Source organism: Candidatus Babeliales bacterium (assembly GCA_035288105.1).
Classification (GTDB): Bacteria; Babelota; Babeliae; order Babelales; family Vermiphilaceae; genus SOIL31.
Genome location: DATEAY010000072.1, coordinates 1 through 15,100, shown reverse-complemented (window position 1 = coordinate 15,100; position 15,100 = coordinate 1). Strand labels below are relative to the sequence as shown.

The 15,100-nt window shown below is 35.3% G+C and carries 10 protein-coding genes; 4 read left to right on the top strand and 6 right to left on the bottom strand.

What is annotated here, in order from left to right; genetic code table 11:
• The 5 genes from VJJ26_04010 to serS all read right to left on the bottom strand — a co-directional run.
• Positions 1–390 (bottom strand): contact-dependent growth inhibition system immunity protein (locus VJJ26_04010; GenBank protein HLC07328.1); only part of this gene is annotated, 390 nt, incomplete at its 3' end.
• A 510-nt stretch (positions 391–900) separates the two neighbouring features.
• On the bottom strand, positions 901–1,440 hold the full coding sequence (locus VJJ26_04005; protein ID HLC07327.1) for a hypothetical protein: 540 nt from the start codon (positions 1,438–1,440) through the stop codon (positions 901–903).
• Between the two features lie 16 nt (positions 1,441–1,456).
• Complete coding sequence (locus VJJ26_04000) at positions 1,457–3,322, bottom strand: RNase A-like domain-containing protein (protein ID HLC07326.1); 1,866 nt, start codon at positions 3,320–3,322, stop codon at positions 1,457–1,459.
• A gap of 310 nt (positions 3,323–3,632) precedes the next feature.
• Positions 3,633–4,523 carry a DUF58 domain-containing protein gene (locus VJJ26_03995; protein HLC07325.1) on the bottom strand — a complete coding sequence of 297 codons (891 nt, stop codon included), beginning with the start codon at positions 4,521–4,523 and terminating at the stop codon, positions 3,633–3,635.
• 12 nt (positions 4,524–4,535) lie between these two features.
• A complete protein-coding gene (gene serS, locus VJJ26_03990) occupies positions 4,536–5,771 on the bottom strand; it encodes a serine--tRNA ligase (protein HLC07324.1) in 1,236 nt (411 codons plus the stop codon).
• A 164-nt stretch (positions 5,772–5,935) separates the two neighbouring features.
• Here serS and VJJ26_03985 point away from each other — a divergent pair, with 164 nt between their 5' ends.
• The 3 genes from VJJ26_03985 (at position 5,936) to VJJ26_03975 (ending at position 13,601) form a co-directional block, all read left to right on the top strand.
• Positions 5,936–10,081 carry a hypothetical protein gene (locus tag VJJ26_03985; GenBank protein HLC07323.1) on the top strand — a complete coding sequence of 1,382 codons (4,146 nt, stop codon included), beginning with the start codon at positions 5,936–5,938 and terminating at the stop codon, positions 10,079–10,081.
• Positions 10,082–10,171: 90 nt separating this feature from the next.
• On the top strand, positions 10,172–11,728 hold the full coding sequence (locus tag VJJ26_03980) for a hypothetical protein (GenBank protein HLC07322.1): 1,557 nt from the start codon (positions 10,172–10,174) through the stop codon (positions 11,726–11,728).
• 115 nt (positions 11,729–11,843) lie between these two features.
• Positions 11,844–13,601 carry a hypothetical protein gene (locus VJJ26_03975; protein HLC07321.1) on the top strand — a complete coding sequence of 586 codons (1,758 nt, stop codon included), beginning with the start codon at positions 11,844–11,846 and terminating at the stop codon, positions 13,599–13,601.
• Positions 13,602–13,667: 66 nt separating this feature from the next.
• Here the strand turns inward: VJJ26_03975 and VJJ26_03970 are convergent, their stop codons facing one another.
• Positions 13,668–13,955, bottom strand: coding sequence for an HU family DNA-binding protein (locus VJJ26_03970; protein HLC07320.1), 288 nt, complete (start codon positions 13,953–13,955; stop codon positions 13,668–13,670).
• 205 nt (positions 13,956–14,160) lie between these two features.
• On the opposite strand from VJJ26_03970, the gene VJJ26_03965 reads away from it, so the two are divergent.
• Positions 14,161–14,997 (top strand): TatD family hydrolase, encoded by an 837-nt coding sequence (locus VJJ26_03965; GenBank protein HLC07319.1) that lies wholly within the window; start codon positions 14,161–14,163, stop codon positions 14,995–14,997.
• Positions 14,998–15,100: the final 103 nt, after the last annotated feature.

The following is a 15,100-nucleotide window of genomic DNA, read 5'->3' as shown; positions in this document are numbered from 1 at the left end:
GTCTTTACCTATAACCGTAGCCTTATCAATTATCCCAAACTCCATCACCGCTTCAGAGTCTGGAGTACAAACGGGACAGAATACTACTCTATATTTTTTGATAAAATCTGTAGCTTTAACTTTAGTTGGATTATCAAGAAGACGATCATATAAATAATTGATAAATTTCTCAGTTTTTTCCTCATCTAAGGTCATATCTCCATATTTTTTTATAAAGCGAGAAGCAGAGCGATATTTTTTTGTCTCTATAAAATTATGCAATTCTTTAATAAAAAGATCTTTACAAAGATCACTTTCTATTTGCTTAAACTCTCGAATAAGCTCATCTAATTCATCAAAACCAAAAGTCTGATTAAAATAACATTCCATAAAGTATTTTAGTCTCTTCATAAATATCCATAAAAATTTTTAAACTGGAAAAGCTGTTGTGATTTTAAAACCCAATACATATTGATCGTCTTTTCGCAATATCATTTTTGAACTATTTAAATCATAATAAGAGTTATTGTTAGAACCTATCCCTAAACTAAAAATTTATTAAAATAATTTATTCTCGCTCCGCTCGCCCTGAGTGTTTTTGTCCTCAAAAATGTATCGAAGGGTAATTCTAAGAATGATTAATCTTAAAAACCTCAACAATAAGAATAATATAAAACATAGAAGATTTTTATTAAACTACACCCTTCGATACATTTTTTTATCCCCAGCTCCGTTACTCTACGCCGGGGTCCCTTGACCCAATCTTCACTCCGTTTCAATTGGGTACCCATTGGAAGAAACTGGAAATGGGTTAAAAACATGGGGTAAGAAAACACTCAGAGCGAGCGGAGAAGGTAGTCAGCATTGCTGGTTAAGACATTTTTTTGAGTTTAGTGATAGGCTCTTAATAAAAGAATAAGCTTAGAGAAAATCAACATCTTTTAATTCTTTCCACCAACCTTTTAAACCATTCGCTTTCATGAAATTTTTATAATTCTGTCCATTATAGAGTTGTATATCATTTTCATCCAACCATACTGACTGACATAATTTACAAATAAAAATTTCTATATTTTTATCAATAACAATCGCTTTATATATTATCTTGGGCATTTCTACCAATTTAGAATCTTGTGTACAGATAGGACAAAAAACTACTTTATATTTCTTTTTAAAATCTGTTGCTTTAACAGTTGTAGGTCTATCTAAAAGTTTATCATACAGGTAATTAATGAATTTTTCTGTCTCATTGCAATTCATTGAAAAATCAGAATATTTATCTATAAAGTCTGATGCTAAATTATAATTTTTTGCATCTATAATCTGATTAAGCTCGATAATAAATTGGATGACTAGATTTTCAGATTCTCGAGTTTTAAACTTCATAATTTGCTTATCTAACTCATCGAAACCAAATGTTTGATTAAAATAACAATCAAAAAAATATTTTAAATGTTCCATAATAATTTCCTGGGTATCACTTTATAATTGGAAATGCGGTTAAGATTTTGAATCCAAGCTCTAATTTAGAATTTTTTTCTAAAACAATCCGTGAATATTTCAGATCGTAATAAGGATTGTTTTTGCCTTTAAATATTCCGTTTCCTATAGTATATGAATGCGAAAACTCTAAAATTAATTCATTTTTTGATTCATCACAAAGCCATATAGATATTTCTTTTGTTTGATTCCTTAGGCTTTCTTTGATAGTTTTAAGAGCTATTTTTTTATCTGAAAAAGTTGTAACAGTTTTTCCTCCTTTATCTATCGCCCTAGTAAGTAATTCATCATACGTCTGTCCAACATGCAACTCAAGCGTATGCCCTCCAGCTCTTTCCATAATGTCCAGAATATCATCACCTACGTTGCGAATTTTATGAATAATTTCTTCTGACCACTTTGCAGGGCAAACTGTACGCCTTACTTGCTGAATAATAGATTGATTGTCAGCACAAAGAACTAAATCCTTTTTAATAACATCAGCAGCTTTACCAGCTACATCAACCCCCTCTTCAACAATCAATTTACCAAAACCGGCAACCTCAACCGCATACTGCTCAGTAAAAATCGCACCACTTTCAGTAGCTTTAGTAAGTTGTTTTACAAAAGATCCACTTGCTGCACGAGTAAAGCCACCAACTGTATTAAGTGCTAACGTATCTAAAATCATAGTGGTACCTATTTCAGTACCATGCTCAAGTAAATCCTGCCACGACATAAATTTTATCTTTTGATACGTTTCTTGTGCACAGCGATTAATTGCATCTTTTTGTACTTGCGTATGCAAACAGTATTGTTGTGCTATTTTAAATACTGCATCAGAATCTTGAGATACTCGTGCCAAAGCCATTGAGTAATCTAAAGCACTTTCTTGCCCTACTGCATCCGCAAACAACAAACCTAGCTGCAAGATGCCTGTCGCCATATCTTTCCAGTGATCAAGACTTGTAATAGTAGCAAATCCTTTAGAAACGCCTTTACCAACAGCAAAAGATGCATCATAAAGAACATGCATTCCGTGTAAGAGAACTTGCGTAACCATATGACAAAAATCAGATAATTGAAATGCTACAATTGGACAGTGTTCATGTGTAGCTTGCGATGCATAATGATATACAACTGGCGCCAATACCTGAACATGATGTGCGTAAGCAAATCTACGTTCCAACTGATTCATTGTATTGCGAGATTCAGTAAGTTCCTTGTGAAGCTGATAATCAAGCTCGGTAGTAAAACCATGAGAAGAGATATTTTTTTGACTACGCGTTTTTTCTAATGCATTAAGACGATCTACCAATCGTGTATTATCAGGACAAGTCTTACGCCTTGTAGACCATTGTTGCGCAAGATGTTCCATCGCCTGTGGATTGATATGCAAATTCCCTTGTTTTGTAGCAGGTTTTTGTTGAGTGCGCAACTGCTCAATGCACCGTGCTTCAGCAAAAACAAAATCATGGAATCCTGATTTTTCACTCCACAGCCCAAAACTATACTCAAATCCAGGAATATATGCCGTTTTTTTCCTAAATTGCTTATCGCTTTTTATTTTTGCAGCACGTGAAGTTATAAATTCATTGTAGGTAGACAATGTACGAGCATATGCACAAAAATTAGGATATGCATACAGCTCATAGTTACTTAAAACTTCTTCCTCGTTTGGCGCACCAGCAAATATTCGCTGAAAATCTGCCGTAGTCAAATGAGCATAATAACCGTTACCTTTTTTATTATGATCATTCCACTGAGGCGTTCTATATGAATGAGCAGTATGAGATTGTTTATCGTCAAAAGTCAGATTAACAGAAGAACTGGGAACAGAATGTGAATGCTCGTTAGCTAACACAAACGGACTTATGATAATAGATATTAGAAAGAAAACGCCACATTTCCTCTGACAGAATTTTTTCCACACGCTTATTTTAACCAATTTATTTGAGTTCGTATCCTTCGACAAGCTCAGGACGAACGGGATTGGAACAATCACGAGAGTACTGAGCGTAGCGTTTACTACTGAGCCTGACGAAGTATCAGGACGAACGGGACTATAAAAATTTCTCTTTCCGTTCGTGGTGAGTCCGTCGAACCATACGAACGATAAAAATACAACCTTTTACGGCATACTCACGGAACGTTAGTGAAGTAGATGTATGCCTCTAGTACAACATGCGCCGTCTAAAAAACTTTACCATTTCAGACAAATAATCAGTGCGATCTGGCGATACATCAAAAAGATCTACACCACGGCGTTTAAACAATTTATTTTGTTGTTCAATACGTGCTGCTAAAAATCTTTTAACATCATTATTGCGCGTACCACGCAAATCTAATTCAACCAACTCGCCAGTTTCCAAATCTTCTACCGTAATAAATCCAACAGCAGGAATAGATTTTTCATTACCATCCAAGCAACGCACTGCTATCAAATCATACTTACGCGCTGCTTGTGCAAGATAAGTATCTAAGCCTTCATCAATAAAATCGGAAACTAGAAATACTATTGCATCACTTTTTTTGACTGAAAGAAGATGTTGTAATGCCTTTGAAATATCTGTTTTTGATTGTTTTGGTTTAAAACTGAGCATACTTTCCATAATGCGATGGATATGATGCAAACTACTTCCCGCAGGAATATATTCTTCAATTTTGTCAGAAAATAACAAAAGCCCAACATGGTCTTTACCATGCTGGGCAACTAATGCTAATACACTTGCAAGTTCAGTAATGCGATTATACTTGTTAGAAGTTCCAGAACCAAACATACTTGATTGCGAAACATCAACCGCCAAAAAAATTGTTCTACTGCGCTCTTCAATATACTGTTTTACTAACAATTTATTGTTTCGCGCTGATGCTTTCCAATCAATAAAGCGAATATCATCACCAAAATTATACTCACGGATTTGGTCAAATTCAAAACCACTTCCTTTTATTGCAGAACGGCTATCACCCACAAGCGCACCGTTCAACAAACGGCGAGTAAAAATCTCTAGCTGCTTTATCTTGCTCGCAATCTCAGGTGAAACTAAACTCTTTTTTTGAAACATAACACTTCAAATTTAAAACAAACCTTCATTTTTCAATATTTCAGGAAGCTGAATGGTTCCATCAGGCTGCTGATATGTTTCCATCAATGCTACCATAAGGCGCGGTAATGCTAATGATGAACCATTCAAGGTGTGAACAAGTTGTGTTTTACTATCTTGTTTATCTTTAAATCTGATCATGCCACGACGTGCCTGAAAATCAGTACAGTTACTTACAGAAGATATTTCTTTGTATTCATTTTGCCCGGGACACCAGACTTCAATATCGTATGTTTTTGCTGATGAAAATGACATATCTTGCGTAGCAAGAACTAAGATACGATAATGCAAACCTAATGTTTGTAGAATTTCTTCAGCACATGCAAGCATACGTTCATGTTCATTCCATGAATCTTCTGGCGCGCAAATGGATACAATTTCAACTTTTTCAAATTGACGCATTCTGATAAGTCCGCGTTCATTTGCACCGTAACCGCCACCTTCACGTCTAAAACAGCTGGTAAATGCTGTCATACGTACTGGCAACTCATCTTTCATAAGAATTTTGTCACGATACATATTGGTCAAATTAACTTCAGATGTTGGAGTCAAGAACAGGTTATCGCCAGGAACTGCAAATGCTTGATCTTTAAATTTTGGAAAATTGCCCGTAACTTCTAAGCTTTTTTCATTTAATAAAACCGAAGGAAGTACAAAATCAAATCCGCGTTTATTGTTATGCTTAAGCATAAACATTGCCAGAGCATAGAGTAATTTAACGCCATCGCCCTTGTATAATGCAAAATTTGCTCCTGCCAACTGTGTAGCTGCTTCAAAATCAAGCCAGCCAAGAGATTCACCCAATTCGACGTGATTTTTTAGTGGAAAATCGTACGTAGGTTTTGTTCCGTTGTAACGTTCCACAAGATTATATTCAACAGTACCTTCTGGAACAGATGCATCAGGAATATTGGGACATCGCAAATAGAGTTCTTGAAATGCTTGCTCAACATCAACAAGTTCATTTTCCTTGTTTTTTAGTTGATCGCTCACAGCAGCAGATTGCGCACGCAATTCAGGAGTAATGCCTTCACGCCCCTTCTTTGCCAATTCATTCTTTTGTGATCGCAGACTCTCAACATCTGATCGGATGGATCGTACTTTTTTATCAAGAGAAAGCAACACATTTACATCAAAACTAGGATCTTTTTTTTTGAGAGCGGCGGTAAACATTTCGGGGTTTTCGCGCAATAAGCTCAAATCAATCATGAATACCTCTAAAACAGATTAAAGTGATCTAACATTGTCCTGTAAAAAATAATACCTTAAATTAACCTTTTTGACTATGCACTAATTTTTTTTCCTGTATAGTAATAATATATTATGCAAATTTTAATTAATAACCGAAAAAGCCTGTTTTATAAAGAATCTGTATGAAACGCATGTTCTGCGCAATTATCACATTTTTTAACACCATACCTCTTTTTGGCATGGAAATGCCGAGTGAAAAGTCAATTCTACAAACACAAGATAGAATTGAAAGATTGGAAGTTGGACATCGGAGCCTACAAGAAGGATTAAAGCTCTACAATCAAGGCAATTTCCCAGATGCGAGGCACCTTCTGTTAGGTGGGTATTATCGCATAGAAAAATATGATCCACAACTTTTGTCTGTTGATCCACGCAGTCATGATTTTGTTTATAACGCTATCATCAAAACTCAATTAGATTGTAAAAATCTATCAAATGTACATATCGATAGAGCAATTACCTTTGCACATAAAACCAAGGCTGGTGGCCATTCAGCTTTGACCGATACTGGAATTATTCTGACACAAAAAGCAGCCGAAGCTCATGAACAAAAGAATTATGTTCTAGAGGATACATGCAACAAAAAAGCTTTCTCTCTTTTTGAACAGGAATGTCATACTAACCAAACAGCAAAAGAGTACTACAATAAAGCTCTCTGTTATGGTATTGGTTGCGAGTACAACTCAAACAAAGCCCTACCCTATTTCCTAATGCAACTCAAACAAAATAGTCACTACCTTTTATTTACAGAAAAAACATTGTCAGATCGCGATCAAAATATTAAGTACATCAGCCATTTTGCTGACAATGGCGATATGCGTGCACAATGCGTTTTAGTAAAAACGTATATAAATGGGGAATATAATGTACCCATTTCTCATGAAAAAACCCTATATTTTTGCGAACAATTCATTCTTAAGCTCGCAACGATACCATCGTTAAATCAGCTACCAATCGAATATTTTATCATTCCACTCACACTCAAGCAACTCTCTTTTACCAACAAAAAAGCCTATGCTTTAAGCACTTTCTATAACTTTTTGTATGCAGATAAAATGAACAATGAGAAAAAAATAAAAGAAATCTATGCAAAGTTACAGAACCAATCAATTGTACCCTTTTTAAAAGTAATCCGTTCTACTGACCAAACCCCTCGCAACACTTTAGCAAAAATTAAAGGACTTACTCCACACTGTAAAATCATCAAAGTGTTTTGTGAATCTGAATTTTTTTCTCTCGGCCTGCAATTATTACAACAAAAACTTGAATCGTTTGCTGGACAAGGTAACGCAGAAACAGATGCACTCAATTGGATTATTGGCCTCTGCGAATATTACAAAAAAAATTATATCGTTGCTCATGCGCATCTTACTCAGTGCACCGGTTATAAAAACGATCTTTACACACAAGCTCTTATCCTTGCAACAAGCACTGTTGAAAACAGATTAGTAGACATAGCTGAATCGATAATACCCCTACTCAAAATAGCTGGTCAATGCCCTCAACCAAGACCTCGAGATGAAAAGGCAAAACAAATCATTGCAGATATATTTAACTCAGTCCACCAGCACTATATACGAGAGCTCTTGCGCAATCAAAAATACACGCAAGCGTATCGATTTGCATATTGCCTAACTCAACTAGAAAAAACACATAAAGCTGCATGCGATGCATTATTAAAAATTGAAGCATGCGTTGCCCAGGAATCTGAAGAAAATTATGATAAATTAACACAAATACCAGCTCGAACCAGTAGCTATGAACTACTGAAAAAAATCGCTGCACAAGAAGGGCATGATGAAAGTGTATGTGATTACCTTGCATATCTGAGTAAAGAACAAGCAGGACATCCGTTGACTGATAACGCCACCAAAATAGCTTTGCAAAAAGAATGTCTTTCATATCTTAGTTGTACACTCAAGCATGAAGGTAGATCGGAAAAATATAAAAATGATGCGCGACCCATCTGTGGACTCATAGCTCATAGTTTGGGTATAACCGAAGAATCTATTAATTACCTTGACCAGGCAATTGCATTCGGCAATGAGCAAGCTTTGCGCACAAAGGCAACTTTATTGTTGCAATCACCATCATCACAGGATCATTTACCAATAACGATAGATTTATTACGAAGACACGCATGTAGCAATGATAGTGATCATGAACGCATTCAGTCAATAAAAGAACTAGCGAATTATTATTATACTTTATCTAAATTAGACGACAAAAAACAATCTTTCTATTATCTTATAACTGCTGCAGAAATGAATGATCACGATCTGAGCCCATTCTTGGCACATTATTATTTAGAGGGCATAAAAGCAGAAAACGGTTCATGGTACCTGCAACCCAATGTTAAAAAAGCATCGGATTATCTAACAAAATATATTGCACTCGAAAAGAATCAGTTCCTGGATCAAGCATTATTTATGCGAGCACTCACTTATTACAACCTAGGTGAATTAGAAGGAGCATTTGCTGACTTGGAGACATGTTCATCGGACAAACTAAGTTATCAACAAAAAACAATTGCGCTTTTATACATGGGAATAATAAAAATATTAACATGTAAAACCAAAGGTATAACCACAGAGATTGTTGATTATTTCCGTGCAACAGATAAACAACTTCTAGAAATGCCTTCGTCAGAAGCGGCTAATTTTGAAGTCTTCTATGATCAAAGTGCTCTTGATGCAATAAGCGAAAAAATTAATCTTATTATTTTTGATAATAATACAGATATTGATTCATTAGATTTCTGCTATCTTATAGGTAAATTCCTTTGTAAACACACTGAGCAAGATCCTATTACATGCACAAGCAGAATGCTTGCTATTAAAAGCTTAAAACATGCTGCTGAATATAATCATCCTATCGCAGCAACTCTTTTATATTATGTAGATAATCAGGAGATCATCCCTCTCTATAAAATATATTATCTTGAGAAAGCATTGTTAACACATCCTGATTTAACAAAAAATCTCCAACCAATGCTTGATACACTCTATCCAAAAAACATTGCTTCTCAAGCTCAATTAATTAACTTCTATACTGAACAAAACAATCCCGAACTGCTCAAGAAATATTTATCATCCATGTATGAACATAATGCACCTATTGCACCAGGTAACATTTTTTATAGTGATTATTTTTCTTATGAAGAAGCAGAAAAATTGATCTCCATCTGTTCTAAGAATGAGCTCCTTGTACAATCTGCTGATGCTTTTGTAAAGAATTCAAAAAAATCGATCCCCCTTGAGCACTTTGCTGCCATTTTTTACGGTTCATTGCTATCATATTCTCTTGATCAAGCTCAACTGATAAAAGGAGCTAATTACTTAGAAACAGCTCGCACCCATTTCCCTCTGCAGCTAAAACACATTGAAATTAATCTTGGTCAGATCTACTACAAGCTTGGATGGCGCTATGCACGAACAGATTTTTATAAACCAATTCTTGCCATACTTTATTTACAAAAAAGTATCGCTCTGAGAAATATTGACGCAATGGTACTCCTAAGCACACTCTGGCTGGATAAGGTCGACGGAACAAAAAATATTGATAAAAAAACAATATGTGAATATTTAAACAACGCCAACGTAGTCGAAAACAGCAAGCGCACTTTTGAGTTGCTACAGCGATATCATCTGCAAAATGATGTCATAGAAAATAATAGTTCAAAAAAAGAAATTGTTGCCTCCCAAAAATTAATCGATGCCAAAATAAAAAGCGCCCATGCGGGAATGGTAGTAATAGATAAGCAAATAAAACATTCTGCATATCCTCTTATTATTAATTCTACTTCTTCGGATGAAGCCCTCAATACAGAATTTCAAAAAGCCGTTGATTTAATGGGTACATCTGAAAAAAATATAGCTAATGTGGCTCAAGCAATTATCATATGCCAAAAACTTGCTAACCAAAAACCACCACATCCTCATGCGTGTATGCATCTTGCCTTGTATTTTGCTAAAAACCCGTCAAGTTATGGCCTTGTAAAACAATACCTTCAAGACGCGATTATTAGTGGAATCATAAAATTACCTAATATACCAAATGCTCAATTCAAAGACGCTGCTATTGTGAACTCACTTTTCCAATTTATAGATAGTGCTATATTTGGTGAAAAGCAAACACAACGAACAACTATGCTTCTTAAGCTCATCAAAGAAAATCTCACGCAACAAAATGTGTACATCAAAGCTTTTGAAGAATTATTCAAATTCAGCTATGGTAAAGATCTTACAAAACACCGCGGGTGGAAATAGCGAAAACAAAAAATTGTAAACACCAGGATTTCTATGCTGTATTGCGCTCTTTTGCTCATATTATTTTTCAACACATCGCCTTTGATAAGCATGAACAATGAGATAACTTTAACCGCTCAGCAAAAAGACTATCTCAGTACAACCTTACGAAGCTTTAAAACCGGGGAAAAAGAGTATGACAAGGGAAATAGAAATGAAGCCGCCGCTTTATTATTTGGAACATACACGTATGCAAACAAGCATAATTTACTTTCCTTAATTCCTCCTACAACATTGCAAAGAGCTTATACCCTCATAAGTATCATACAAGATACACAAGGCAATTTTGACAGAGCTATTGAATTTGCAAAAAAAGCACATCCAAACGGTTACGGCAACACTGATATTGGAATTATCTACCAGCACAAAGCAAAAAAAGCGCATACTGACGGTAATGATCTCTTGGAACAAGAATGTTATAAAAAAGCATTTGATCTTTTTAAAGGAGCATCAACACACGATAAAAGAGCAGAAAAACATTTTGAACATGCTCTTGTAACAGGTACAGGATGGCAATATAACGTTTCTACTGTTACAAATTATTTTGTAACCCGACTCAAGTATAGTCGCTCAGAATCAGAACATACCCATGCTCTTAAGGAACTTATAAAATTAGCCAGCGATGATATGCGTACACAATGTATTATGGTCAAAGCATACATGGATGGAGAGAATAATATACCCATTTGTCATGAAAAAACACTTCATTATTGCCAAGAATTTATTCTTCATATGGCAGCACTGCCATCTTTAGAGTTGCTACCAATCGAATATTTTATCATTCCACTCTCTCTCAAGCAACTTCCTTTTACGAATAGAACCGCATCTATACTATATGCCTACTACAACGCTCTCTATGTATACAAAAGTAATAATAAGAAAATAGTAGAAAAATTATGGGAAATACGAACAGTTAAAGCAATACCACTCAGGCCATATTTTTTAAAAATAATCAACGGAGATATCGACAAAACTCTTCAAAGAAATTTCAAGAAACTTGTACCAAACAGCAAGGAACTACGAAAATTTTTTGATTCTGATGGTTTTATTGTAATACCACTTTTACAACAACTGCTTGCGACATTCGATGGACAAACAAACTCTATTACCAATCTTTTGAATTATATTCTTGGCCTCTATGCATATCGTATAAAACACTATTCCGAGACTCAAACATATTTTAATCAATGTACAGGATACAATAATCATCTTCCTCTAGAATGCCTTACATTATTAACATATCTTGCTATCAATAACGAACCAACTTTGGAGTGCGCCATCAATAGTTTGAATCTTATTGAGAAAATATTTTTTTCATTGAACAATACTAGTCGATCGGAATATCACAGTAAATATGCACACACTATTCTTTCAAACATACCGTTCACAACTCATCAATCATCTATCAATGCTCTTTTGAGTGAAAAAAGATATTCTCAGGCTTACCAATTATGTTTTTATCTTACACAATTACAAGATATGCAATGTTTCGCATTTGAAAAATTTCTACTCATCGAACAAGCTATGGCAAAAGAATCAAATACGATACGCACTGAACTATTAATTAATCCTTATCGAATGAAAATTAACAACACAGACTGGACATAGTATATTTGCATGTCATACTCTTGGTAATTTATATGCACAATATTCGACAGACACTATTATTGCCCAACTTGATAACTCAATAAGTCTGCGCAATTTTAGGCAACAATCTTTCGATATGTTGGAATGTTCGTTAAAACACGGGAATTTACCGGTCGAACTTGTTGAGAGTAATAAATTACTGTGTAGTGATTTGGCTGTTAGCTTAGCGATGCAACATCAATCCCTTGAACTTTGCGATAAGGCAATTAATTATGGCAATCACAGAGCTTATTACATAAAAGCAAAACTGTTATTGAGTGATCCTTCTGCCAAAAAATACGAGCAAGAAATACGAACTCTCTTAGAAAAACACATTGAAACAGATGACCCTATCAGATCCCATTCATACGATCTTTTAGTACAATCACTTCTTGCTAAACCTACACAAGATAACAAAAAGATCTTTCGCTATGTAAGCAATGCGATAGAATTAGGTCATTATGATCATGCAGTTCATTTGAGCGAATATTACCTCAATGGAATAAAGGAAGATGATGGTAGCTATTTTCTACTGCCTAACCAAGAACAAGCACTGCATTACCTTAACCTTCACATTGATAAAGCAAAGACCTCTCCCGCACTTGCACTCATGCTTCGAATCTATATACATTGCTCCAGAAATAACAAAGTAGAAGCTCTCAAAGATATGAAAACAGCCTTGCAATACGACATGTGTCCTGAAGCTAAAACAAGGCTCTTATTTTACGCTGGTATATTAACAATGCTTGTGGATAATCGTGAAGGTGTTAATCTCGAATCACTTAATTATTTTCAGCTTGCTAGTAGTGAATTGAATGAGCTTATCAAGTCTAAGCAAAAACAATGCGGAGAGTATTTAAGAATTCCTTTATCTTGTATGGATGATGAAGCTTTTAAAAAGGCTTATGCAACAACTTTACATATTCTCGAAACAAAAGATACAAGCATAGAGGCACTGCAGTGGTGTTCTATAATCGGACATTTCTTTCTGGAAGCGACAAGAGAAAAAAAATGTAATACTGTTGATAGAAAACATGCTCTAGCAATACTGGAATACGCAGCCAAAAATAATCTAAACGAAGCTCAATGGGAACTAGTTTATACTGACAATACAGAAGTAAGTCTTGATCAAAAGATTGCTTATGCAGAAAAGGTTCTCATAGCAATCCAAGCGCAAAACTCTCGTTTAATTCCTACAGTTCAAGCTAAACTTACAGAATTGTATATTGAAAGGGCTCTTTGTCCATGCAAAAATAAAGTTACTTTTATAGAGATGCAACCTACTCCAGTTACTCTAGAGACAAAAAAAACAAGTCCTACTCCAGTTAAAAAAAATGCAGAACTCGAAAGCCATGTGCTTTTCAATGATTTGGTAAAAAATAAAGATTCTACTTATTCGAAAAATACACAATTTCTGACAGGAGTTACTGCCTACTATACTGTATACAAAGCAAATCCTGAGAAAGGAGCAACCGTATTCAAGCAGTTGGTACAAAAAAATATGCATCCTCATGCTCATCTGTTGCTTGCAATGCATTACTTTAAGCCAGAAAACTCCGACAACGAAATTGCCAAAAATTACCTTGGAAATGGTCTGCGTAAAGGAATCATAGAACAGAAAAATAAACCCTCATTATTTATTGATACTTTGATGGTAAATACTCTATACGAAATCATACAAAGTATATTTGCCAAGCACGAAAATGGAAATGTCTTGACTCGACACACAAAAGAAATTTTAGAAGCAAAAAAGATAAATACCACTGCTTTCCAAAAGATTTTCTTGGATCTCTACACATACGATATCACAAAAAATCCTGGATGGAACACAGACAATAAACCCACAAAAAAATAACAACTGAAGTAATAAAACATCACTTCAGTTGTTGTGTAAAAACTATTCTTGCGAGAAGGTTTTTGATTAACCTAGTCTTACGGAACGAACAACTTCACGTAAGCTTTTACCAGCTTTGAAACGAGGGATACTGATTTCAGGCAAATCAATACGTTCTTTTGTTGCAGGATTGATTCCCTTACGCGCTGGTCTGCAAGAAATCCAGAAGCTTCCAAATCCAGTGATGGAAACTTTTTCCCCTTTTTTCAACGCACGACTAACAACGCGTGTTAATGAATCTAGCACACGAGTGACATCCATTTTACTAAATGTTGTCTCTTCGCTGAGCTCATTAATTAATTCGCTCTTATTCATACGGACTCCTCATAATGGTTAGTAAAAATGATTGAAAATAAACACTGTCTCTTCATTAAAACTTTCTTTTCAAAATCCTATCTCACGCTACACTAAAAATAGGATATTGCTGTAAGATATAATAATTTCAGACAAGTTTGTCAAATTTATTAACACTTAAGAAAAATAGTTATTTAAAAAATATTATTTTAACCAGGATTTTTTTATGCTCCGGATGCTCCCCGTGCTTATTGATACCCATTGCCACATAAACATGATGGTAAAGTCTACGTTTGATACTCCGTTACAAAAAACCGATCTACCTTTAGCAAAAACAATCGTTGAGCAAGCACACGCGCAGAATGTTGGCATCATTATCAATGTTGGCACACGGAAAGTTGAAAATGAAAATTGCATACTTCTTGCACAGACTTTTGATTCCGTTTTTGCAACCGTTGGAATCCACCCCAATGATTCTGATACCTGGCAGGAAGATTTTGAACTGCTCAAAAAATGGACACTGTCCATAAGGGAAAACAAAATTGTTGGTATTGGTGAATGTGGCATTGACATGCACTATCCTGATTACAACCTAACTCGCCAACGCGATGCATTCAAAGCACAGATCGAACTTGCACTTGAACATGACCTTGCACTCGTGGTACACAGCCGTGATGCCTATGATGAAACATTACGCGTACTCGAAGAATATAAAAACAATATTTCTCGAGCGACAATGCATTGCTTTTCTTATGATACTGCATTTGCCCAAATGGTCACAGAATGGGATTTTGTCCTGGGCATTGGTGGAACGATTACCTATCCCAAAAATGAAGAGTTGCGAAACATTGTCAAAAATACAGATCTAAAAAACATCGTGCTCGAAACTGATGCGCCCTTTTTGCCACCACAAATAATCCGTGGCAAACAAAATCATCCCAAAGAGATTGCCACTATTGCACAATTTATTGCCGATTTGCGAGGCGAAACCTTAGACGTTGTCGCCAATGTAACGACTGATAATGCTTTGAAATTGTTTGGACTTGAAGAAAAACTTAATTGAGTTCGTATCCTTCGACAAGCTCAGGACGAACGGGATTGGAACAATCACGAGAGTACTGAGCGTAGCGTTTACTACTGAGCCTGACGAAGTATCAGGACGAACG